18 protein-coding genes are annotated in these 22,837 nt (G+C 39.8%); 11 read left to right on the top strand and 7 right to left on the bottom strand.

Features of this window, described 5'->3' with window-relative positions; all coding sequences use genetic code 11:
* Positions 1 to 5: 5 nt before the first annotated feature.
* The 3 genes from I6F40_RS05630 to arfA all read left to right on the top strand — a co-directional run bounded on the left by I6F40_RS05630 (position 6) and on the right by arfA (position 4,160).
* Entirely contained in the window at positions 6 to 959 is a 954-nt protein-coding gene (locus tag I6F40_RS05630) for a sensor histidine kinase (protein ID WP_007583514.1), read from the top strand.
* Between the two features lie 254 nt (positions 960 to 1,213).
* On the top strand, positions 1,214 to 3,754 hold the full coding sequence (locus I6F40_RS05625; protein WP_197119040.1) for a TonB-dependent receptor plug domain-containing protein: 2,541 nt from the start codon (positions 1,214 to 1,216) through the stop codon (positions 3,752 to 3,754).
* Between the two features lie 205 nt (positions 3,755 to 3,959).
* Positions 3,960 to 4,160 (top strand): ribosome alternative rescue factor ArfA, encoded by a 201-nt coding sequence (gene arfA, locus I6F40_RS05620; protein ID WP_002963106.1) that lies wholly within the window; start codon positions 3,960 to 3,962, stop codon positions 4,158 to 4,160.
* Between the two features lie 704 nt (positions 4,161 to 4,864).
* Here arfA and I6F40_RS05615 read toward each other — a convergent pair.
* The gene (locus tag I6F40_RS05615; RefSeq protein WP_165741312.1) at positions 4,865 to 5,845 is read right to left on the bottom strand and encodes a helix-turn-helix domain-containing protein; all 981 of its coding nucleotides are present in this window, start codon (positions 5,843 to 5,845) and stop codon (positions 4,865 to 4,867) included.
* A 220-nt stretch (positions 5,846 to 6,065) separates the two neighbouring features.
* Between I6F40_RS05615 and I6F40_RS05610 the strand changes: the two genes are divergently transcribed.
* Genes I6F40_RS05610 through eat form a run of 3 tightly spaced genes read left to right on the top strand, consistent with a single transcriptional unit; the run spans position 6,066 to position 9,822 of the window.
* Entirely contained in the window at positions 6,066 to 7,472 is a 1,407-nt protein-coding gene (locus I6F40_RS05610; RefSeq protein ID WP_024594012.1) for an ethanolamine ammonia-lyase subunit EutB, read from the top strand.
* Positions 7,469 to 8,356, top strand: coding sequence for an ethanolamine ammonia-lyase subunit EutC (gene eutC / locus I6F40_RS05605; protein WP_197141686.1), 888 nt, complete (start codon positions 7,469 to 7,471; stop codon positions 8,354 to 8,356). Before I6F40_RS05610 ends, eutC begins: the two co-directional genes overlap by 4 nt.
* 59 nt (positions 8,357 to 8,415) lie before the next feature.
* Entirely contained in the window at positions 8,416 to 9,822 is a 1,407-nt protein-coding gene (gene eat / locus I6F40_RS05600; protein WP_197192613.1) for an ethanolamine permease, read from the top strand.
* 129 nt (positions 9,823 to 9,951) lie between these two features.
* Here eat and arfB read toward each other — a convergent pair whose 3' ends face one another.
* Entirely contained in the window at positions 9,952 to 10,365 is a 414-nt protein-coding gene (gene arfB / locus I6F40_RS05595; RefSeq protein WP_197192612.1) for an alternative ribosome rescue aminoacyl-tRNA hydrolase ArfB, read from the bottom strand.
* 192 nt (positions 10,366 to 10,557) lie between these two features.
* On the opposite strand from arfB, the gene I6F40_RS05590 reads away from it, so the two are divergent.
* Positions 10,558 to 11,130 (top strand): hypothetical protein, encoded by a 573-nt coding sequence (locus tag I6F40_RS05590; protein WP_010555231.1) that lies wholly within the window; start codon positions 10,558 to 10,560, stop codon positions 11,128 to 11,130.
* A gap of 162 nt (positions 11,131 to 11,292) precedes the next feature.
* On the opposite strand, the gene katG is transcribed toward I6F40_RS05590, so the two are convergent.
* On the bottom strand, positions 11,293 to 13,473 hold the full coding sequence (gene katG, locus I6F40_RS05585; protein ID WP_197176241.1) for a catalase/peroxidase HPI: 2,181 nt from the start codon (positions 13,471 to 13,473) through the stop codon (positions 11,293 to 11,295).
* Between the two features lie 903 nt (positions 13,474 to 14,376).
* On the opposite strand from katG, the gene I6F40_RS05580 reads away from it, so the two are divergent.
* Positions 14,377 to 15,267 (top strand): tetratricopeptide repeat protein, encoded by an 891-nt coding sequence (locus I6F40_RS05580; protein WP_007583526.1) that lies wholly within the window; start codon positions 14,377 to 14,379, stop codon positions 15,265 to 15,267.
* A gap of 437 nt (positions 15,268 to 15,704) precedes the next feature.
* Here the strand turns inward: I6F40_RS05580 and I6F40_RS05575 are convergent, their stop codons facing one another.
* The 3 genes from I6F40_RS05575 to I6F40_RS05565 all read right to left on the bottom strand — a co-directional run bounded on the left by I6F40_RS05575 (position 15,705) and on the right by I6F40_RS05565 (position 18,512).
* A complete protein-coding gene (locus tag I6F40_RS05575; protein WP_165722933.1) occupies positions 15,705 to 15,923 on the bottom strand; it encodes a hypothetical protein in 219 nt (72 codons plus the stop codon).
* Positions 15,924 to 16,575: 652 nt separating this feature from the next.
* On the bottom strand, positions 16,576 to 17,280 hold the full coding sequence (deoD, locus tag I6F40_RS05570) for a purine-nucleoside phosphorylase (protein WP_002959109.1): 705 nt from the start codon (positions 17,278 to 17,280) through the stop codon (positions 16,576 to 16,578).
* Positions 17,280 to 18,512: a phosphopentomutase gene (locus tag I6F40_RS05565; RefSeq protein WP_197192611.1), complete on the bottom strand. Its 1,233-nt coding sequence runs from the start codon at positions 18,510 to 18,512 to the stop codon at positions 17,280 to 17,282. The genes deoD and I6F40_RS05565 overlap by 1 nt, the downstream gene beginning before the upstream one ends.
* Before the next feature lie 192 nt (positions 18,513 to 18,704).
* Between I6F40_RS05565 and udk the strand changes: the two genes are divergently transcribed.
* From udk to I6F40_RS05550, 3 genes are all read left to right on the top strand, one after another.
* Positions 18,705 to 19,337 carry a uridine kinase gene (udk, locus tag I6F40_RS05560; RefSeq protein WP_007583533.1) on the top strand — a complete coding sequence of 211 codons (633 nt, stop codon included), beginning with the start codon at positions 18,705 to 18,707 and terminating at the stop codon, positions 19,335 to 19,337.
* A 17-nt stretch (positions 19,338 to 19,354) separates the two neighbouring features.
* On the top strand, positions 19,355 to 20,581 hold the full coding sequence (locus I6F40_RS05555; RefSeq protein ID WP_007583535.1) for a NupC/NupG family nucleoside CNT transporter: 1,227 nt from the start codon (positions 19,355 to 19,357) through the stop codon (positions 20,579 to 20,581).
* Between the two features lie 306 nt (positions 20,582 to 20,887).
* Positions 20,888 to 21,598, top strand: coding sequence for a substrate-binding periplasmic protein (locus tag I6F40_RS05550; protein WP_197192610.1), 711 nt, complete (start codon positions 20,888 to 20,890; stop codon positions 21,596 to 21,598).
* Between the two features lie 839 nt (positions 21,599 to 22,437).
* On the opposite strand, the gene I6F40_RS05545 is transcribed toward I6F40_RS05550, so the two are convergent.
* Positions 22,438 to 22,647, bottom strand: a complete 210-nt coding sequence (locus I6F40_RS05545; RefSeq protein ID WP_002959120.1) for a cold-shock protein — start codon at positions 22,645 to 22,647, stop codon at positions 22,438 to 22,440.
* Between the last annotated feature and the right edge of the window lie 190 nt (positions 22,648 to 22,837).

Below are 22,837 nucleotides of genomic sequence, written 5' to 3'. Positions count from 1 at the left end.
AAGGAATGAATGGATCAGATGGTAATTTTGAACGTGCTTTTTTAAACGAACAAAAGCTGCGCTTGGCCGCAGAACAATTACTCAAAGATAAAAGCACCGTTTTAGTTGCCATAAATAATGAATTACAAAAAAAAGTAGCCGATTTAGAACACCAGCAAATGCTGTTTGTGCAAACCGAAAAAATGGCAACCTTAGGAACGCTTTGTGCAGGCGTAGCCCATGAAATAAATACCCCGCTTGCCTATGCAATGAGTAATATAGAAAGCTTACAAAATTCTACTCCTTTGCTTATCACGTTGCTAAAGCTTAACGAGCAATACTTAAACAATGAAATTAAAGAAAGCCGTTTTAAACACGAAATCGACATACTCAATTTACAGTATCCGTATGCGTGGCTTTATAACAATTTGCAGGGACAAGTTAACGACAGCGTTGAAGGACTCAAACGAATAAAACAAATTGTGCATGACTTATTAAACTTTGCCCACCCCTCCTCCTCGCAAGATAAACAACTAACCGATGTAACAACGGGTGCTAATAATGCTTTAAGATTATTAAGTAACAAACTCAAACTATGCGAGATAAAAACGCGGTTTGAACCACTACCACTTATTTGGTGCAATTTATCGTCAATTAATCAAATTTTTGTAAATCTATTAATGAATGCTTGGCAAGCATGCGAGCTTGATTTAGAAAAAGGCTGCATTATTGAGGTCAATATTTTTGAACTAAACACAAATATCTGTATTGAGGTAAAAGATAATGGCTGTGGAATGAGTGAAGACACAATAGCGCATATGTTTGACCCTTTTTACACGACAAAAGAAGTTGGAGAAGGTACCGGTATGGGTATGACACTTGTATACGCTATGGTGAGCGATCATGGCGGAAAAATAGAAGTTAACAGCACATTAGGGACAGGTACGACCATCCGCTGCCTATTACCTTTAAAAGCGTAAACTAACGAACAAAATCACAATGTAAATAAAAAGTTAATAGATCTTTTTTTTGAAGTTTAATGCCCTTGTAGCGTGTATTTTAATCGATTAAAGGTGGTTTTTTCTTATCTTGAAATTTATTTGCATACTTAGACCAAATATTTAGTTTTTTTCATTTCTTTTTGTTTGCATATGTTGCTAGGATGTTTGCAACAGGTTATGAGCACCATAACCACACACATATTATAAGAACACAAAAAAACAGGGTCGTCACTATGCCAACATACCGTTTAAACACACTTGCTGTAGCCGTTGCTTTCGCGTTTAGCGCACCAAGCATTGTTAACGCAGAAGAAGCACCAGTGCAAGCTGCTAAAAACATTGAGCAAATATCTGTATTAGGATCGCGTGTATCTAACCGTACTTCTACAGAGTCTTCTTCTCCTATTGATTTAATTGACGCAGATGATTTAACCAAAGGTGGCTTTACCGAGCTTGGCCAAAGCCTTCAAGCGACAGCGCCTTCATTTAACTTTTCGCGTACACAAGTATCTGACGGTTCTGATTTATTTAGACCCGCAACACTTCGTGGCCTACAGCCAGATCAAACTCTTGTATTAGTAAATGGTAAACGTCGTCATAACCAATCAATTTTTGGCCTTAACGGTACAGTAGGCGCAGGCGCTGCGGGTACTGATATGAATGCGATTCCGCTAACGGCCCTTAAAGGCGTTGAAGTATTACGCGATGGCGCAGCGGCGCAATATGGCTCTGATGCTATTGCAGGCGTAATTAACTTATCTCTTAATAACTCAACCGGTATTACAACGGGTTTTATACAATACGGCGGCACAAGTGAAGGTGACGGCGACACTATTTCAGCAGGTTTAAACCGTGGTTTTGAATTAGGCAACGAAGGCGGCTTTATTAACCTATCGCTTGAGTACCGTGATGCCGATGGCACTAACCGCGCCGAGCGTGATACGGGGGGGTCGCTTAATGTTGAACCAGGTACGTTAAGTGAAGACGTACGCTGGGGCCAAGGTAACTCAGAAAGTGAATTTACGTCGTTATTTTACAACATGGCATTACCAATGGGCGACGGCGAGCTTTACTCGTTTGGTGGCTACTCAGAGCGCACGGCGCTGGGTAATGGTTTTTACCGTAATTTTAACGAAGCGTCTAAAAACGTAACCCAAGTATATAGCGATGGTTTTTTACCGCGCATATATAACGAAGCACAAGATATTTCAGTCGCGCTTGGTTTTAAAGGCGATATAAACACAGATTGGAATTACGATGTATCGGCCGTTTATGGTGAAAACCAATACGACTTTACATCACGCAATACATTAAACGCTTCTTACGCGGCTGAGTATTTATTTAACAACCCAAGTGCAAGCGATGCCGATATTGCAGCAAACTCAGGCCCTAGTGGCGGTTACTCAGGTGGTTTTAGATTTGATCAAACAACGCTTAACCTTGATGTAAACGGTATTGTAGATATTGGCCGTGGTGAACCTTTATATGTAACAGTAGGCGCTGAATATCGTAAAGAAAACTACGAAATAGTACCTGGCGATGAAGCATCATACGCCTGTGGACTAGCAAATATGGATACCTCGTACCCATCAGTAAACGATCCAGACCAATTTGCACAGTGTGGTTTTCAGGCTTATAACGGCCTACGCCCTGAAGCAGCTAACGACAGCGACCGTAACAGCTACGCAGTTTATGTAGACGTAGAAACTATGATCACCGATGCATGGAACGTCAGTGGTGCGCTACGTTATGAAGATTTCTCAGATGCTGGGGATGATTTAATTGGTAAATTAGCAACACGTTATGAATTTTCAGATGATTTTGCTGTACGTGGTGCGGTATCTACTGGTTTTAGAGCACCATCACTTCAACAAAGTGGTTATACAGCCTTTACAACTAACTTAGGCTCAGACGGCACATTAACGCAATCGTTCACTGCAAACACAGGGACCGCTTTCCCAAGTGCGTTAGGCGTAGATAGCTTAGAGCTTGAAACTTCAACAAACTACAGTGCAGGTTTTGTTTACGATGTAACAAGCGAGCTTTCGTTAACGGTTGATTTTTACCGTGTAGAAATTGAAGACCGTATTACGCTTGGCAGCTTACTTACCGCTGACGACGTATCGTTTAGCTCAGAAGCAGTTGCAGCGCTACAAGCAACTGGAGCTGTGCAAGCTAACTACTTCTCAAACTCGGTTGATTCTACTACGCAAGGCGTTGATATTATTGCATCGTACCGTACAGAAGTTGAAGGTGGCAATTTAGGAGTAACCTTTGCAGGTAACCTAAACGATACTAAAATTGACGGCGTAAATGCTGAAGACGGTATTCCTGAAGCGGTTGCTTTTGATGATTTACAACGTAGCTTTTTTACCGACGGACAACCTAGTGAACGTGCAACGCTTACGTTTGACTACGAACGCGATGCCTACACATCAACCATTCGCTTTAACTACTTTGGCGAAACAGATGTAAAATACTTTGGTAATGACCATATTTCATTACCAGGTGAGCTTTCGCCAACAGGATCGTTTAAACCAACAAGTACGGTTGAGTCTGCTGTGTTAGTTGATTTAAATGTTAGCTACCAAATTAACGACATGTTTGCGCTTTCAGTGGGTGCCGATAACGTATTTGACGAAACGCCAGACGAGCTAGGCGACGACGAAGTACTTAACTTTATCACCAACGGCGCATTTAAATACCCAGTACGTGCATTACCTTACGGCTTTGACGGCAGAACGTACTATGCAAAAGTAAGCTTTAGTTTTTAATTTATAAAGCAAACTAAAGTAATATTAAGCGCAGTTATTAACTGCGCTTTTTTTATACTTTTTTATTACTAAAAAAGTACCTGTTGGGCATTAAAAATACTTGCGCGGTTGAAAATTAAGCCTACAATCGCCATCTCTTAAATAGGCTAATATAAAAGCCTTTTTATTATTTAACTTAAAATAACCATTGGCTGATAGGAAATATATGACTAAAAAATCTAAAGCAAAAACCGCAAACACCAGCGCGGTAGACACAGGACGAGGCGTTATAAACCACAATGCACTAGCGGCGATGGTCACCTCTAAATTATTTAAACCACAAGTGGTTAAAGCTAAAAAAGGCAAAGGCTCGTTTAAACGCAACAACAAGCATTCAGGACAAGAGTCCTATTTAATCGCGGCTTAAATAGCACCGATCAAATAGGGCTTTTGAATATAGTAAGCGAGGTTTTATACCTCGCTTTTACTTTTAAAGCATACAAGCCACGTTACATAAGCGCGAAATAAATTCGCACCTACGGGTTTGGTGTTCGCAAGATGTAGGTGAGGTTTTATACCTCGCTTTCACTTTTAGAGCATTAAAGCCATGTTACATGAGCGCGAAATAAATTCGCACCTACGGGTTTGGTGTTTGCAAGATGTAGGTGAGGTTTTATACCTCGCTTTCACTTTTAGAGCATTAAAGCCATGTTACATGAGCGCGAAATAAATTCGCACCTACGGGTTTAGTGTTGATGTAGGTGAGGTTTTATACTTCGCTTTCACTTTTAGAGCATTTAAGCCACGTTACATTAGCGCGAAATAAATTCGCACCTACGGGTTTGGTATTTGCACGGTGTAGGTGAGGTTTTATACCTTACTTTTAGAGCATTCAAGCCATGTTACATAAGCGCGAAATAAATTCGCACCTACGGGTTTGGTGTTTGCAAGATGTAGGTGAGGTTTTATACCTCGCTTTCACTTTTAAAGTATTAAAGCTAAATTACATAAGCGCGAAATAAATTCGCGCCTACGGGTTTAGTGTTTGCACGATGTAGGTGAGGTTTTATACCTCGCTTTCACTTTTAGAGCATTAAAGCCACGTTACATGAGCGCGAAGTAAATTCGCACCTACAAGTTTGTAGAGCACGGTGGTTTAAACTGCTGTGCTGAATTTTTAACTGTTTGTGATGGGTTTTCACCAAATAGTTGCGTGTAATCTTTAGCAAATTGTCCCGCATGCCAAAATCCCCAATTGGCTGCTATTACTGAAATTGGCTTATCTTGGTTTGGTTTTTTTAGTTCCCGCCTTACATTATTTAAACGTGTTAAACGTAAAAACCGCAAAGGGTTAATTCCTAAAACACTCTCAAAACTATACTGAAGTGTGCGCCTACTTACAAAGGCAAGCTCGCACAGCTCAGTTATGGTTATTGGGTTTTGTGGATTTGTGGCCACGTAATCTTTTACTTTATCTACTACGGCTTTTCGATGTTTATAACTTGGCGCAATATTTTGTTGTGGATTATCTGCTTGTAATAAGTGTAGTGCCAACATGTTTAGCATATCTTGCTGTGATTCGGTTTTAAGTCCAAAGCCCTTGCCTACAACCATGCTATTAATTATTTGCCTTGCCGTTTGCAATGATGAGTTGCTTACCGATAAGCGAGCTGATTGTGCAGATGATAGGTTTTTCAATGTTACGCCTTGTAGCTGCGCCATATATTCAATTGAATTCCAATCGATTACCAAACCATAAATATTAAATTGCTCAGGGGTTATCAGCTCAAAGTCATTATCACTTGTGCGGCACATAAATTGATTACTTGCCACACTTAGACCATTAATCTTACTTTGCTGCGACTGACAAGGAATGCCAAGCCAAACCGAATTGGGGGCGATGTTACATTGCTGACGAAGCGCTCGCTCGGTGTATTCTTTAAACACATGAATATTGACGTAATCTGTTTCTTCAATAAAACCATAAAAGCTGCCGTCGCTCATTTGATCGTATTTTTGCTGCCATTGAGTAAGGCTATGCGCTTGCTCGTCTATATCGTGTGTTTGCACCTTGCTCTTTAGTGGTGCGTTGTAGCTACTTTGCTGCGCCATATAGGGGATGCTCTTTTTCGTTACACTTTTATTATGGTTAAGTTAACACCGCTTTGCGTATGTAACCAATTGAATTGGATTAATAAATAATCTTTTGCCGAAATTCGATAGTTACTTGGTACAAAATAAGCTGTCTTGTAACTATTGAAAATTGATTTATAGCTAAAGATGCAGCAAAACCTATACCAAGGTTTATCATGTTAGTTATGTGGAGTAAATCATGGGGCAAGCGTACAGTTACACTTTAGGTACACACACTTATAAATTCAAGAACTTAGCCCAGTTAATGGCTAAAGCAACGCCACAGCGTTCGGGTGATCGCTTAGCGGGCGTCATTGCACAATCAGCACAAGAACGTGCTGTGGCTCAAATGACATTGGCCGATGTACCTCTTAAAACATTTTTAAATGAGGTACTTATTCCCTACGAAGATGACGAAATTACACGCTTAATTATTGACGAGCACGATGCCAATGCCTTTATGGCTATTGCACATTTAACTGTAGGCGATTTTCGTAATTGGCTTTTAAGCGACTTTGCAACACCCGCTGTACTTGCAAGTATAAGGCAAGGAATTACGCCTGAAATGGCTGCTGCAGTTAGCAAAATAATGCGCAATCAAGATCTCATATTAATTGCTAAAAAGTGCCATGTTACAAGTGCTTTTAGAAACACTATTGGCCTCCCTGGGCATTTATCTACACGTTTACAACCCAATCATCCAACTGACGATATTAACGGTATTGCTGCATGCATGCTTGATGGGCTGCTATACGGTAATGGCGATGCCGTAATAGGTATAAACCCAGCAACCGACAACGTTGCCCAGGCCATTAAATTAATGACATTAATGGATGATGTTATTCAAAAATACGCCATACCGACGCAAAGCTGTGTGCTTACACATGTTACTAACACTATTGAATGTATAGAAGCTGGCGCACCGGTTGATTTGGTATTTCAGTCGATTGGCGGCACGGAGGCTACTAACTCAAGTTTTGGTTTTAATTTAAATACTTTAGCTGAAGCGCAAGATGCCGCTTTGAGTTTAAAGCGCGGCACTGTTGGCAATAATGTGATGTATTTTGAAACTGGGCAAGGCAGTTCGCTTTCAGCAAATGCGCATCATGGGCTTGATCAGCAAACGTGTGAAGCTCGCGCTTATGCAGTTGCTCGTAAGTTTGATCCGTTACTGGTTAATACCGTGGTGGGGTTTATTGGCCCTGAATATTTGTTTGATGGTAAAGAAATTACCCGAGCAGGACTTGAGGATCACTTTTGCGCTAAGTTACTAGGCATACCGATGGGGTGCGACGTGTGTTACACCAATCATGCAGAGGCCGATCAAAACGATATGGATAATTTGCTAACGCTATTAGGTGTTGCAGGTTGCTCGTTTGTAATGGGAATACCTGGCTCTGACGATATTATGCTTAATTACCAAACTACGTCGTTTCATGATGCATTATATGTGCGTCGAGTTCTTGGCTCTAGACCCGCCCCTGAGTTTGAAGCATGGCTAAGCAAAATGAAAATTATGCAAAGCACTACCGACATCACACTTTCAGATACCTTGCCTCCCGCTTTTGCTAAACCTCTGGGTGCAATTGCTGGAGGTGGCTCATGAAATCACGTTCAAAACCGACCACTCCATTAGATAACTCAGTAAATGAGCATAAAAATAACGGTAATGTAGTGCACAACCCTTGGAGTGATTTACGGCGTTTTACCGACGCCCGTATTGGGCTTGGTCGCGCTGGTATAAGTTTGCCAACCTCAGAAATGCTGGCTTTTCAGCTATCTCATGCACAAGCGCGTGATGCGGTGAGTTTTCCGCTTGATATTAACGAAATGACTGAGCAACTAGGCAGTATTAATGCTCTAAAAGAGGTTGCCCCTCCCCTGCATTTACACAGCCAAGCCGTTGACAGGGTTACTTACCTTCAGCGACCCGATTTAGGCCGCAAACTTGATGAAAATGGTAGGCAAGTACTTCTCAGCTATATGAATAAACAAAAGCACACTGCGCAGGCTAAATACGATTTAGCGATTGTAGTGGTTGATGGACTTTCGTCGTTGGCGGTACAAAAAAATGCATACCCATTTATAACAGAGCTATTAACGCACCTTACAACAGACAAGCAATTTAAAATTGCCCCCATTACTTTGGTTGAGCAAGGGCGAGTAGCGATTGGAGACGATATAGGTGAGCTGCTAAATGCGCAGGTGGTTATGGTGTTAATAGGAGAGCGCCCAGGACTTAGTTCGCCAGATAGCCTTGGCTTGTATTTAACATGGGAGCCCAAAACAGGACTTAACGATGCATGTCGTAATTGCATATCAAATATTCGCCCTGCAGGCCTACCTTATACAGAAGCAGCTAGACGCGCACTGTACTTATTACGTGAAGCTAAAAAACTAAAACTAACTGGGGTTAATTTAAAAGACCGCACACAAGATGATGTAATTGAGCATCAGGTTTCAACCACTAACTTTTTAATTGCTGAGTAATTTTAATTAAAAACACATGAAATAAAAAAATAAAAACTAAACATCAACGGAGAAAGGTTATGTCTACTAATAATAATACAGAGTACCTTGCTAAAAGACAGTTAAAACGGGGTACTGCGGGGTGGTTATTGCTCGCAGGTTTGGGTGTGTCGTATGTAATATCGGGTGACTTTGCAGGCTGGAACTTTGGTATCGCCGAAGCCGGTTGGGGTGGTTTTGCCATTGCTGCAGTATTAATGGCCGTTATGTATTTAGCGCTTATACTATCGCTTGCTGAAATGTCAGCTGCAATACCTGCTGCAGGCGGTGGTTATAGTTTTGCGCGTCAAGCTATGGGGCCAGCGGGAGGCTATTTAACCGGGCTTGCCGTATTAATTGAATATGCCTTAGCGCCCGCTGCTATTGTTATTTTTATAGGCTCGGCAGTTGAAGCCCTCATCGGGTTTAATGGTCCATGGGTATATGCATTATTTTACTTACTATTTGTAGGAATTCATTTAGCGGGCGTAGGAGAAGCGCTAAAAGTAATGATGGTAATAAGTGGTTTAGCGGTATTAGCTATTATTGCAACGGCTTTTGTTTTAATCACAAATTTTGATGTATCACGCTTATTTGACGTCCCCGTAACCGATGCAGTGGGAGCCAGTGAGTTTTTACCTTTAGGTTGGTACGGGGTTTGGGCTGCATTACCGTTTGCCATGTGGTTATTTTTAGCGGTTGAAGGTGTACCGCTTGCTGCTGAAGAAGCAAAAGATCCCGCTAAAGATGTGCCAAAAGGCATTATTGGTGCAATGATCTTTTTGTTATTTACTGCTTTTTTAGTTGTTGTGTTAGTGCCTGGTGCTGGCGGTGCTGCTGCAATGGGGGCAAGTGCAGTGCCTTTAGTTGATGCATTAAATGCATCGGGTAGTGAGGGCTTAGCAACCGTTGTAAATATATTAGGGCTTGCGGGTTTAGTTGCTTCGTTTTTCTCTATTATTTATGGTTATAGTCGCTTAGTGTTTGCTTTATCTAGAGCCGGTTATTTACCACGTTCGTTGTCTATTACGACTAATCGCAAAGTGCCAGCACGTGCGTTGATTGTACCGGCAGTATTTGGCTTTTTAGTATCACTCAGTGGTGAGGGTGACTTAATACTTGCAATGGCAGTAGTAGGTGCAACGCTCTCGTATGCATTAATGGCGCTGAGCCATATTTTACTTCGCGTTAAACAACCTGATTTACCTCGCCCGTACAAAACTCCAGGTGGCGTAGTTACGTCAAGTATTGCTTTAGTACTGTCGCTTATAGCATTAACGGGTGTGTATGCGTTTGACCCTCGTGCATTTTTATACACTATGGTGCTGTTTATTGTGGGCGCCGCATATTACTTTGGCTATAGCTCAAAACACTTAGTTGCTAAAAGCGCTGATGAAGAGTTTGCAATGTTGGCAAATGCAGAATCTGATTTAGAAATGGCTAAGTAGGTTTTAATAGTTATTAAATATAAGTGAGGCTACCCCTCACTTATATTTTTATACGTATAATACGATGTAAAAATAGTGCCTGCATGTAGGCATTAAGTCCCTTCTATACTTTATTAATACCGTTTAAAACTAAAACTTTATGTTGCCGCGTAGCGCTTTGTTTTGCCCGTGTTTAGTTTTTTTATCCATGCGCTTTCGCTGTGAATTACGGCTGGGCTTGGTGGCACGACGCGCTTTATTAACAACGGTAGCACTAAGTATTAAATCTTTTAAGCGCTTAAGGGCATCTTCTCGGTTTAGCTCTTGAGTACGATGGCTTTGCGCTTTAATTATTAAAACGCCTTCTTTGGTAATTCTTGTATCATTTAAGGCAAGTAAGCGCTCTTTATAAAAATCAGGTAATTTAGAGCGGTTAATATCAAAGCGTAAATGAATTGCACTGGCTACTTTGTTAACATTTTGACCACCGGCACCTTGCGAACGAATAGCCGTTAGCTCTAGTTCCCATTCATCGATAGTGACAGCATTTGAAATTGTTAACATTGTGTTCAGCTCTATTTGTCAAAAATGTATTATATCATCAGTACATTAGCTTGTGGTGAATGAACTAAATTCTTAGAACTTAAATAAATTCTCATAAATTGTACTATAAAATCAGCCAATATATTATTTTGTGTTGGCAAGTGTTGCTTATTAGTTTCTAATTGGCACAACTTTAATACTAGGAAATGCTCAATGAAAAAAATACTTGTATCACTTAGCTTATTAGCAATGAGTTTCTCAAGCCTTGCAGTAGATATTAACGAAGGTCAACTTCAAAGCTATATGAAAGCACTGCCAGCTGTAACGAGCTGGGCAAGCAGCCAAGAGTCTTTAAAAGACTTAGACTTAGCAAGTATGCTAGGTGGTTCTGCAGATCAAAGTGTTGACGAACAAAGCTCTCTAGCTAATAGCGCACTAAGCATGATTAAAGAGCAAGACCTATACAAAAGCTTCGCGGGTGTTACAGGCCGCTACGGCTTTACACCAGAGCAACTAGTAACTGTAGGTTCTGAAGTATCAATGGCTTATATCGAAAACCTTAAATCGGGTTTATCTGCTGATAATCAAGAAACAGCGAATAAAGTAATGGGCGGTTTTCAAAGCATGAAAAGTGCTAAAGATAAAGGCGCTAGTTCGTTAATGGGTTCGTTTGGTAAATCGTCAAGCGCAGCTGAGGAGTCTACAGAGTCTTTAGTAAGCGAAAGCAACCTTGAACTTGTCAGCGAATACATGCCACAACTACAAAAGCTTTTTGCACTTCTATAAGTTTTATTGTTTTATAAGAAGGTGGCTTTTGCCGCCTTTTTTAATGCCTAATTTTTATATGACTTAGATAAATTACAATATTTTATAAGTAATACTGACCAGGACTACATGCAAAAACGGGGGAGTAAATTATTACTCCCCCGTTTTTATTTAGCGTACAGATTATTTAAGATCGAATCTATCGGCATTCATTACTTTTACCCATGCATTTACAAAGTCATGTACAAAACGTTCTTTATTGTCGTCTTGTGCATAAAACTCAGCAAGTGCGCGCAATATAGAGTTTGATCCAAATACTAAATCAACGCGTGTTGCAGTCCATTTAGTAGTGCCACTTTTACGGTCTACTATATTGTATAAACCTTTTTGAGTTGGCTCCCAACGGTTTGACATGTCAGTTAAGTTTACAAAGAAGTCGTTGGTTAATGAACCCACGCTATTTGTAAATACGCCATGCTCGCTGCCAGCATAGTTAGTACCTAGTACTCGCATCCCACCAATAAGTACCGACATTTCTGGTGCACTTAATCCCATTAGTTGGCTGCGCTCTAGTAATAACTCCTCCGCTGATACTGCGTAATCTTTTTTCAGCCAGTTTCTAAAACCATCGTGAATGGGTTCTAGTACATCAAACGATTCTGCATCAGTCATTTCGTCTGTTGCATCTCCACGTCCTGGAGCAAACGGCACGTTTACATCAACACCGGCTTGTTTTGCAGCTTGTTCTACGGCTGCTGTACCACCTAAAACAATTAAGTCGGCGATGCTAACAGGTTTACTCAAGCCAGCCTGCACTTTTTCAAGCGCACTAAGTACTGATGCTAAACGTTCTGGCTCATTACCTTGCCAATCTTTTTGCGGTGCTAAACGAATGCGTGCACCATTTGCGCCGCCACGTTTATCAGAACCACGATAAGTACGTGCGCTATCCCAAGCTGTATTTATTAAATCAGCGGCACTAACACCACAATTTAATAATGTGGTTTTTAGATTGCTAATTTCGTCGTCTGTTAATGTGTAATCAACGGCTGGAATTGGATCTTGCCAAATTAAGTCTTCGCTTGGTACGTCGGCACCTAAGTAACATGATTTAGGACCTAAATCGCGGTGAGTTAGTTTAAACCAGGCACGTGCAAACACGTCTGAAAAGTAGTCAAAGTCGTTATAAAAGCGCTCAATAATTTTACGGTACGTTGGGTCCACTTTCATGGCCATATCAGCATCTGTCATCATTGGGTTCAAACGAATTGATGAATCTTCTACATCGACAGGCTTGTCTTCTTCTTTAATATTAATAGGCTCCCACTGATGAGCACCTGCAGGGCTTTTAGTGAGTTCCCATTCGTAGGTTAATAAAAGCTTACAGTATTCGTTATCCCATTGTGTTGGGTGCGTAGTCCATGCGCCCTCTACACCTGATGTAACTGTATCGCGGCCAATACCACGGGTTGTAGTGTTATTCCAACCAAGGCCTTGCTCGTGTACGTCAGCAGCTTCTGGCTCTGGGCCTAAGTTTTCTGCTTTGCCATTACCATGTGCTTTACCTACTGTGTGCCCGCCTACCGTTAATGCAGCGGTTTCTTCGTCATCCATTGCCATACGCGCAAAAGTTTCGCGAATTTGGGCCGCTGTTTTAAGCGGATCAGGTATACCATTTACACCTTCAGGGTTTACATAAATTAAGCCCATTTGTACTGCGGCTAATGGGTTTTCCATGGTGTCTGGTTTATCTACACTTTCGTAACGACCATCACTTGGCGCTAACCATTCTTTTTCAGCTCCCCAGTAAACGTCTTTTTCAGGATGCCAAATATCTTCTCGGCCGCCGGCAAAACCAAAGGTTTTTAAACCCATTGATTCGTATGCCATGTTGCCCGCTAAAATAATTAAGTCGGCCCATGAAAGCTTGTTACCGTATTTTTTCTTTATTGGCCAAAGTAAACGGCGCGCTTTGTCGAGGTTACCGTTGTCTGGCCATGAATTTAGTGGCGCAAAACGTTGATTACCTGTACCACCGCCCCCTCTACCATCGGCCAAACGGTATGAACCCGCTGAGTGCCATGCTAAACGAATCATTAAACCGCCGTAATGTCCCCAATCGGCTGGCCACCAATCTTGGCTATCGGTCATTAAGCTTTTTACGTCTGTTTTTAGCGCGTCAAGATCGATTGATTTAAATGCTTCAGCGTAATTAAAGTCGCTATTGTATGGATTTGATTTGGTGTCGTGCTGATGAAGAATGTCTAAGTTTAGGGCATTTGGCCACCAATCAGTATTGGGATTAGACGTTTTAGTATTACTGCCGTGCATGACCGGACATTGGCCTGCTTTAGGGTTGCTCATTCTGGAATCCTTATAATAGAAAAGTAAAATACTTAATCAATCAGTATTGTTGTTTATGTATTTATAACTTTTTAAAAAGTAACGGTTATTTTTATTTAATCGGCTTACTTATTATTTAGTGTGCCTGCCTAAACACTTACGTATCCTTAATATAGGCGCATAAATTATGCTACGCCAGCCTCAACATACTATTTAAAACGATTGCTCCAATTTATATTTTTGATTGGCCTTTTGCTAATGATGTATTTAACAATAGCTTTGTAATTACATTCAAAATAATAGTAAAAATAAATCTGATGACGCTCGTGTAAGGTATTACGTAAGATAAAAAAAATTAGTGAATTAACCTTAACCTTTTTACTAGACCTGTGATCGAATTGAAAAATTTCGGCGTAATGGTATGTGAAGGGTTTGAAAGTGGCTTTAATTTATTTGAAGCGCACATTGGAATACCCCCCTTCACCATGAAATTGTAGTTATATAGTTATAATTATAAAGGTGCATTACTTAAGCCCAATGCACCTTTACTTTATAAACCGAATACTTTGAGTATTCTTATATTTTTAACTAATTGAATTGAATTAAGTATTTGTTCATAAAGATTCAGTTAGTATGAAGTTGTTCTCCTGTGAATCCCTACGACATATTGTTGTTTTAAGCAGTTTTTGCCAGCTCATATTGAGCTGGTTTTTTTTGCCTATTTTTTCTTAAAACCAACTAAGTATTAGCAAAATGCTCATGCTTTAACCTGTTATTGCTAAGCTCACTAGGCTAAAAAATTCTTACAACTATTACTCCTATCTAAATTAGGTCAATTTTAATCCTGAAAAGTCAACGCGCCCTAGTGCCATTCAGCCCTGCATGTTAAAGTTATTACAGTAATTAATTTAATTAGGCGTACCGATGCGTTATTACCTATCTACACTTTTTGTTTGTTTAACTTTTTTTTCGGGCATAGTAAATTCTGCTGAACAAAAACCAGCAGCCCCTACAGCACAACAAGAGCAACAAGCCCTCAAACAACTTAAAGAGTCTATGTTTAAACCGCTAATGGAGCGCTACATACTCGACGAGCTAAAAGCCGTAAGGCAAGATCAACAAAAACTCCGTGAGGATGTAACTAAGCAAGTTACTCATGCACAGCTTGATACTGCAGATCGCGCATTAACATACACTACCGATACTATTAATAATGTATTTTTTATAATTACCGCTACGGCTTCTATTTTGGTTTTAGTGGGCTGGAACTCACTACGCGATGTTAAAAACAAAGTAGAAGATATTGTAAATACACGTGTAAGTGTAATTACTGACGAGTATGAAGACCGATTAAAAATTCTTGAAGAAAAACTACGCGTACGCTCAGAAGAAATACTCAGTAACCAAGAGCGCATATCAGTTACCAACGAGGTTCATTCGTTATGGATGCGCGCCAATTTAGAAAGTGATTTTGCTAATAAAATTGAAATATTTGATGAGATTTTAAAACGCAAACCAGAGGATGTTGAAGCCATTGCTTATAAGGCCGATGCGTTATTAGAAATAAATGAAACAGCACAAGCCATTGAGTTGTGTAATCAAGCCATTGATATAGATAGTGTCTATGGTTATGCCTATTGGCAACGAGCATGTGCTTATGCGCTAACACATAAGCATGCTGATGCATTAGCCGACATTAAAATGGCACTTGAATACTCTCCAAATTTACGTAATGAGCTATTACATGAGAGCGCATTTGCAAGCTTACATGACAACGACAGCTTTAATACGATAGTAGCTGGTGAAGTTGTTTAAGCACTCAGTATTTGGCCTGTATGATTAGGCGCAACATCATAAAAAAGGGCCTTGGCCCTTTTTTTGTTTTTAAAGGTTATGTTTGTTGGGTAATACCAACCTGCATAAATTTTTGATCAATTTAACGAATTAAATTGCACTATAACGTCGTTAAAAATTTTTTATTTAGAACAACTAGATACAAAAGTTTTTGCCTAGTTCTAGCGTAATTTTCTTAACGTTAAATAGACCCCATATATAAGCAGATTGGTATAATTAGAAGCTTTACTGCGCTCTACAAACTCTGCTCTACCGTAGAGTTAAGACCTAAAGTGATTAATTCACAAAGAGGTTTAGAGACGCTGCGCTTTTAGAGAAGAGCTTAGAAGTTAAAATAATCAGAAGTTGTGCTTCTAACATGAGCAACAAGTCATACTCTAAACTTGGTATAAACACTGCTATTCGCGCAAGTTACAAGCTTTTAAAGCAACGCTTGTACTTTTATAATGCCGAGTCAGCATTGGTTTTGCTCTTCTCATTTGCTCCTCTTTTTCTTCTCTGCGTGCATATTGTTTTTTAGGGCTGTTATACACAAATAGGTTTAGAGATGCTGCGCTTTTAGAGAAGAGCTTAGAAGTTAAAATAATAAAAACAATCAGAAACTGTGCTTCTAACATGAGCAACAAGTCATACTCTAAACTTGGTATAAACACTGCTATTCGCGCAGGTTACAAGCATTTAAAGCAACGCTTGTACTTTTATAATGCCGAGTCAGCATTGGTTTTGCTCTTCTCATTTGCTCCTCTTTTTCTTCTCTGCGTGCATATTTTTTTTAGGGCTGTTATACACAAATAGGTTTAGAGGTGCTGCGCTTTTAGAGTAGTTAGCTTAAGTAATTAGAAGCTGTGCTTCGCGCGCGAGCAAGCTTAGCGCCTACCTGAGAAACTTACACTCAGCAGTTTAATTTACCTGTAGACGCGCTGCTTGCAGGCGTTTAAAAACGCAGTTTTTAGATGGTTGAATTAATACCAACCCGCAATAATACTTAATCATTTTTAGGGGCTAAACGTGTCGCTACCTGCGTTAAAAAATTCTCATTTAGAACAACTAAATAGTGAATTTTTTGCCTAGCTATCAACACGTTTTTCCATCCTCAAAATAGATCACTTAATTAAGCGAATTGGTATAAGTAATTAGAAGCTGCTACCCATTTTCTTCAGGCATAAAAAAAGCCGCATAAAATGCGGCTTTGGAGGTTTAGTCTCACTTCACTTTGGGCGTGTCTCCAAAACTTAGTGAATACGTTACCAAGGAACTGTTATGTGTTATTTAAGCTATTGACTCTAATGCAATTTTAACCATTTCGTTAAACGTGCTTTGACGCTCATCAGCAGGTGTTGCTTCGCCAGTGATTACGTGGTCACTTACTGTAAATAATGCCATTGCGTTTGCGCCGTATTCAGCTGCAACGCCGTATAAACCTGCTGTTTCCATATCTACTGCTAGCATGCCTAACTTGTCTAAGTCTTTATAGAACGAATCATCTGCTTGATAGAATGTGTCTGTCGTAAATACGTTACCTACTTTTGCTTTAATGCCTAGCTCTTTAGCAGCGTTTACGCCGTTTAAAAGTAGGTCAAAGTTAGCAATAGCAGCAAAATCGTAGCCACGTACGCGTGCACGGTTTACGTTTGAATCTGTGCTTGCACCTTGTGCAAAAATTACGTCACGAATTTTGATATCTGTGCCAATACCGCCACACGTACCAATACGTATAATATTTTTAACGCCAAAGCTTACAATTAGCTCACGTGCATAAATAGACATTGATGGAATGCCCATGCCTGAACCCATGATACTTACTGGCTTACCTTTGTAAGTACCAGTGAAACCGTACATGTTACGAACGCCTGTAACTTGTACTGCATCATCTAAAAAGTTTTCAGCAATATATTGCGCACGTAGCGGATCGCCTGGCATTAATACTGTTTCGGCGAAATCACCAACGTTTGCACTGATATGCGGAGTACTCATTAATTGTTTTCCTTTTTATTTGGCGTTTTTAGCTCATTTAAAAAGCTGTCGCCGTAATCAAGCGCAGATAAGCTAAACCACTGTGCCAGTGTTTGACCTATATCTGCAAAGCTGTTGCGTTCACCTAATGGTGTGTTACTCATACCTGGTTGGTATGCAATAACAGGTACGTATTCACGAGTGTGCTCAGAGCCTGGAAAGGTTGGGTCACAGCCATGATCTGCAGTGATCATTAATACATCATCTGCGTTTAACTGATTTAGTATAGTTGGTAAATAGTCATCAAATTCTTTTAATGCTTTTGCGTATCCTACTGGATTACGGCGATGACCAAATTTTTCATCAAAATCAACTAGGTTAGTAAAGATTAAGCTACGATCTGGCGCACTTTCCATTACTTCGCTGGTTTTTTCTAGCAAGTTCATAAGTCCAGGTGCTTTATGCTTTTGGGTTATGCCCTGATGCGCGTAAATATCTGAAATTTTACCAATACTAATTACTTCGCCGCCGTCTTTTGCTAGTACATCTAGCAATGTTGGTGCTGGCGGAAGTACTGAATAGTCACGACGATTACCCGTTCGAGCAAAGTCTTGGCTATTTGAACCCAAAAATGGCCGCGCAATCACTCGTCCTATATTCATTTCATCAAGTAGCGCCCGTGCGATTTCGCAAACTTGATAAAGCTTCTCTAGGCCGAATGACTCTTCATGCGCGGCTATTTGAAACACGCTATCAGCTGAGGTGTAACAGATTGGTTTACCTGTTTTTACGTGCTCTTCACCTAGCTGTTCTAAAATGGTAGTTCCTGATGCATGGCAATTGCCTAATATGCCAGGAATACCTGAACGAGCAATAAACTCGTCTATAAATTCTTGTGGGAAACTTGGCTGTGTTTTTGGGAAATATCCCCAATCAAATAACACAGGTACGCCTGCCATTTCCCAATGACCTGATGGCGTGTCTTTTCCGCTAGAGATTTCTTTAGCGTAACCCCATGCACCTTGAGGAGCTTGGCGGTCTGAAATTAAACACGGTTCGCCACCGGCAGCTTCACATGCATCCACTAACCCAAGTTTTGATAGGTTAGGAAGCGACAGTGCAGTGCCTGTTTCGTCGTAATATGCTTTTAGTAAGTGAGCGAATGTATTAGCCCCAAGATCGCCGAATTTATCTGCATCTGGTGCTGCACCGATTCCTAGGCTATCTGCCATTAAGATAATTGCTCTTGCCATTTTGACCTCACTTTGATTCTAGGTGGTTACTTTATCCGCTGATCGAATTTTCCGTACAGGACAAAAGTCCTGTTTCATAAAACCTAAACATTATAAATTTGCACCCTTGAGCGAAGCAAAAGAGATTAATCGTGTCTTTTTTGCTATTGTGATCTACCAACAATATATCTTTCTGTGTGGATGAGAACTTTAGTGACACGAACTACTATTATAGCCATTGCAGGCGCATCAGCGTCGGGCAAATCTCTTTTTAGCCAAACAATTTACAATGAATTGGTTAATGAGCTTGAACCAGGCGCTATCGCCATTATTGAAGAAGATGCTTATTACAAGGATCAGTCGCATTTGCCGATGGCTCATCGTACGCAAACAAATTACGACCATCCAGATGCATTTGAACACGCATTAATGCTTGAGCATTTAACGCAACTTCGTTGTGGTAACTCAGTAGAAGTACCAACGTATGATTATGCACAGCACACGCGTAGCGCAACCACACGCCGAGTGCCAGCTGCTAAAATACTCATTGTTGAAGGTATTTTACTATTGAGTGATAAAGCGCTTAATAAAGAATTTGATATTAAGGTGTTTATAGATACACCTTTAGATATTTGTTTAATGCGTCGTATGCAACGTGATATGGAGCAACGAGGCAGAACATTACAATCTGTTGTTGAGCAATATCAGGCAACTGTTAGACCGATGTTTTATCAATTTATTGAGCCTTCTAAGCATAACGCTGATTTAGTTGTGACTCGAGGCGGCATGAACCGCGTTGCGATTGATATAATAAAAAGTAAAATTAAATATTTACTACAAGAATAACAACGGGAAACATTTGTATGACAACATTTATGAGCTTAGTAGGCATGTGTGTGCTACTAAGCATTGCCTTTGCTGCGTCAACTAATCGCAAGGCAATTAATTTAAGAACCGTTGGTATAGCATTTGCGATGCAAATTGTTATAGGCGGTTTTGTTCTGTTTTTCGAAGCAGGAAAAAATGTGTTAACTAGCATGTCATCAGCCGTCTCGTCGGTTATTGGTTATGCTAATGATGGTATTGGGTTTTTATTTGGTCCACTCGCCTCACAAGACACATTAGGTTTTATTTTTGCAATTCAAGTTTTGCCAGTTATCGTGTTTTTCTCAGCGCTTGTTGCTGTGTTATATCACCTTGGCATTATGGATTGGATAATTAGGATTTTAGGCGGCGGTTTACAAAAATTACTGAAGACCTCTCGCACAGAATCGCTTTCAGCAACTGCAAATATTTTTGTAGGCCAAACTGAAGCACCGTTAATAGTTAAGCCATTTATAGCAACGATGACAAAATCGGAATTGTTTGCAGTAATGGTAGGTGGCTTAGCCACTGTAGCAGGCTCTGTAATGGCCGGTTACGTAATTATTGGCGTAGATCTTAAGTATCTTATTGCTGCGAGCTTTATGGCTGCACCAGGTGGTTTCTTAATGGCCAAGATGATTGTGCCAGAAACTGAAACGCCTAGAGATAACTTAGCTGATTTAGATTTAGATGACGAAGATAAGCCTGTAAATGTAATTGATGCAGCTGCATCAGGTGCTGCAAACGGTATGCATTTAGCACTTAATGTAGGTGCAATGTTACTTGCTTTTGTAGCGCTAATTGCACTATTAAACGGTTTATTAGGCGGTATTGGTGGGTGGTTTGATTACCCAACATTAACGCTTCAAGAAATATTAGGTTATGTATTTGCTCCAGTTGCATGGTTACTAGGTGTGCCATGGGATGAAGCGATTATAGCCGGCAGCTTTATTGGTCAAAAGATAGTAGTAAACGAGTTTGTTGCTTACTTAGACTTTATAAATTATCGCGATACGTTAAGCGCGCACACACAAGCAATCGTTACTTTTGCTTTATGTGGGTTTGCTAACTTATCATCGATAGCCATTTTACTAGGTGGGTTAGGCGGTATGGCGCCTAGTCGGCGGAAGGATATCGCACGCTTAGGGCTCAGAGCAGTGTTAGCAGGATCTATGGCTAACCTTATGAGCGCAGCAATTGCTGGGTTTTTCCTCTCGCTAGCTTAGAAACTTATTGAGATGAACACCGGTGTTGCAAAACAAGAGGATAGCGCTTTAAGGGGTTAAAGCTCTATCTGACTTGAACGATACTTCACCAAGGGCCGCAAGGCCCTTTTATCGTTTTAGGCCTTAATTTTTAGCCTCAACTACTTCAAACCCCAAGCCACTTATCTATCTAGCCCCCTTTATAGTTATACATAACTCAAATAAACCAATATCTTAGTAACAAGTTCACATAAATAATTTTTGTGTTTTTCATATTTTCAGCCACACTTATTATTACTTAAGCTAACCGAATGACGATTCGCTATTGTGAAATATATTCTTTATTCTCTTTTTTTAATTTGCTCTGTGTATGTTCAAGCAAAGGAAGCCCTGCTTGTTGTTACAGAGTTAGCACCACCAAACCAAGTATTGATTAATGGCGAGGTAGCAGGTGAAGGTACTCAGTTTATTAGAGATATATTTGCTGAGGCTGATCTCACACCTAACATTCAAATGTATCCTTGGGCACGTGCTTATAAAATTGCAGATGAGTTAAAAAACACCTTTATATACAGCCTTGCACGCACTGTAGAGCGAGAAAATAAATTTTATTGGATTGGACCAGTTGGACGATTTGAGCTGGGCTTTATCGGCTTATCAGAGCGTTATGATCTTATTATAAATAATACTGAACAAGCAAAAGTGTATAAAATTGCAATGCAACGCAATGACTTTTCAACACAAACCCTCACGAAACTTGGATTTGAAGTTGTTTTAACCTCTGATATTCAAAAATCATACTCTTTACTATTAGCTAAAAAAGTAGATTTAATAGTAGACGATCCATTATATATGCAGCAGATGAGCGACTACCTAAAGCTCAAACCAACACACTTAAGGTTTATCTATAAAATAGATGAGCTAACAATTGATGCTTATTTAGCTGCGAATAAAAAAACAGATATGCGTTTAATTGAAGCACTGCAAGCTGCATTTTTAAAAATAAAGCAAAATAAAGGGCTGCCTTACGAAAGATAAATCATTGAAGATAAGTATGCTTATGGGCGACAAAATCATCTTTCATTTTTAACTTTTTATATTCTTTGTTAAATCGCTTTATGACACGCACAACTACTTACTTATTAAATGCGATGCAATTGCTAGCAAGCGCACAAAGATATAATTTTTACAGCCTTTCAGCACCTTCCCCACTTTATAGTCAAAGGTTCCAGCTGATGCATTATTGTCATTATGAGCCCAAAATTAGATCTATTTTTCTTTTTAAAAACAAATCCATATATTGTTTTTGCCTCCAAACATTAGTAAGTTTTCGCCCGCTTTAAAACCAATTTTATTTACGCCTAGAGCTGAATTTTTTTTTCGGCGTAAAATTTAGACCGCATACTTAATGGAATTGGTATAACTTACTTATCAGCTTTGAGCTTATAAAAGAAAGTTTGACTCGCGCCAGCGGCCAATTGGTGGGTCACGTTCGATGTTTTTAATTATTGAAACAATGCCAAAGTAAGGGGCTTTTAAACTAAGTTATAAGCACGCTTCCAAGGAAGCAATTTAAACTCGCAGGTTATATCAATAGCTGTGCAAATATCTTTTACAATATCGAGAGTACTACTAACAAGCTGGTCTTTGTCGTTTTGAATTTATAAGGGAGAAATGTTCGGTATAAATTACAAGCTTAAACTCATTTGCATTTGCACAATGGCTAAGAAGAATAAAAAAATATTAAGAGAGGCTTGGTAAGAGCAATACTATTTGGTTAATTTTCATTAATAATAGATATTACTTGGTTTGAGTCAAATTTCAGACACAAAAAAAGCGCCTTAAGCGCTTTTTTTCATTTTACTTAAAAAGTAAAATTATACAGCTGTGATGTTATCAGCTTGTGGACCTTTTTGACCTTGTGAAAGAGTAAACTCTACACGTTGGCCTTCAGCTAAAGTTTTGAAACCTTCGCTTTTGATTGCTGAGAAATGTGCGAAAACGTCTGGGCCATTTTCTTGCTCGATGAAACCAAAACCTTTAGACTCGTTAAACCACTTAACTGTACCTGATACGATGTTAGACATTGTAATATCCTGAAATAAAAATAAAAATATGCTCATAAGAGCGGGTGTAGCAAAAAATGAGATGGTACTTTAAAAACTTCAGGACGGTACTACAAGTATTACTTATATCGAAATGGAGATTTATAGCTTACATGCTTTCTTTCTAGCTGCGGCTTACTATATAGAGTTTAAATAATATGTCAAGTACACA

Origin of the sequence: Pseudoalteromonas sp. SWXJ133, from assembly GCF_015864365.1 — a bacterium.
In the GTDB taxonomy this organism is placed as follows: domain Bacteria; phylum Pseudomonadota; class Gammaproteobacteria; order Enterobacterales; family Alteromonadaceae; genus Pseudoalteromonas; species Pseudoalteromonas arctica.
The sequence above is the reverse complement of the archived record's forward strand: the minus strand, read 5'-3'. Positions and strand labels throughout refer to the sequence as shown.

What these genes read in the sequence shown, in the direction of transcription:
- I6F40_RS05630 (WP_007583514.1), top strand. Translation starts at nt 6, where the DNA reads ATGAATGGATCAGATGGTAATTTTGAACGTGCTTTTTTAAACGAACAA.
- I6F40_RS05625 (WP_197119040.1), top strand. Translation starts at nt 1,214, where the DNA reads ATGCCAACATACCGTTTAAACACACTTGCTGTAGCCGTTGCTTTCGCG.
- arfA (WP_002963106.1), top strand. Translation starts at nt 3,960, where the DNA reads ATGACTAAAAAATCTAAAGCAAAAACCGCAAACACCAGCGCGGTAGAC.
- I6F40_RS05615 (WP_165741312.1), bottom strand. Translation starts at nt 5,845, where the DNA reads ATGGCGCAGCAAAGTAGCTACAACGCACCACTAAAGAGCAAGGTGCAA.
- I6F40_RS05610 (WP_024594012.1), top strand. Translation starts at nt 6,066, where the DNA reads ATGGGGCAAGCGTACAGTTACACTTTAGGTACACACACTTATAAATTC.
- eutC (WP_197141686.1), top strand. Translation starts at nt 7,469, where the DNA reads ATGAAATCACGTTCAAAACCGACCACTCCATTAGATAACTCAGTAAAT.
- eat (WP_197192613.1), top strand. Translation starts at nt 8,416, where the DNA reads ATGTCTACTAATAATAATACAGAGTACCTTGCTAAAAGACAGTTAAAA.
- arfB (WP_197192612.1), bottom strand. Translation starts at nt 10,365, where the DNA reads ATGTTAACAATTTCAAATGCTGTCACTATCGATGAATGGGAACTAGAG.
- I6F40_RS05590 (WP_010555231.1), top strand. Translation starts at nt 10,558, where the DNA reads ATGAAAAAAATACTTGTATCACTTAGCTTATTAGCAATGAGTTTCTCA.
- katG (WP_197176241.1), bottom strand. Translation starts at nt 13,473, where the DNA reads ATGAGCAACCCTAAAGCAGGCCAATGTCCGGTCATGCACGGCAGTAAT.
- I6F40_RS05580 (WP_007583526.1), top strand. Translation starts at nt 14,377, where the DNA reads ATGCGTTATTACCTATCTACACTTTTTGTTTGTTTAACTTTTTTTTCG.
- I6F40_RS05575 (WP_165722933.1), bottom strand. Translation starts at nt 15,923, where the DNA reads ATGTTAGAAGCACAGTTTCTGATTGTTTTTATTATTTTAACTTCTAAG.
- deoD (WP_002959109.1), bottom strand. Translation starts at nt 17,280, where the DNA reads ATGAGTACTCCGCATATCAGTGCAAACGTTGGTGATTTCGCCGAAACA.
- I6F40_RS05565 (WP_197192611.1), bottom strand. Translation starts at nt 18,512, where the DNA reads ATGGCAAGAGCAATTATCTTAATGGCAGATAGCCTAGGAATCGGTGCA.
- I6F40_RS05555 (WP_007583535.1), top strand. Translation starts at nt 19,355, where the DNA reads ATGACAACATTTATGAGCTTAGTAGGCATGTGTGTGCTACTAAGCATT.
- I6F40_RS05545 (WP_002959120.1), bottom strand. Translation starts at nt 22,647, where the DNA reads ATGTCTAACATCGTATCAGGTACAGTTAAGTGGTTTAACGAGTCTAAA.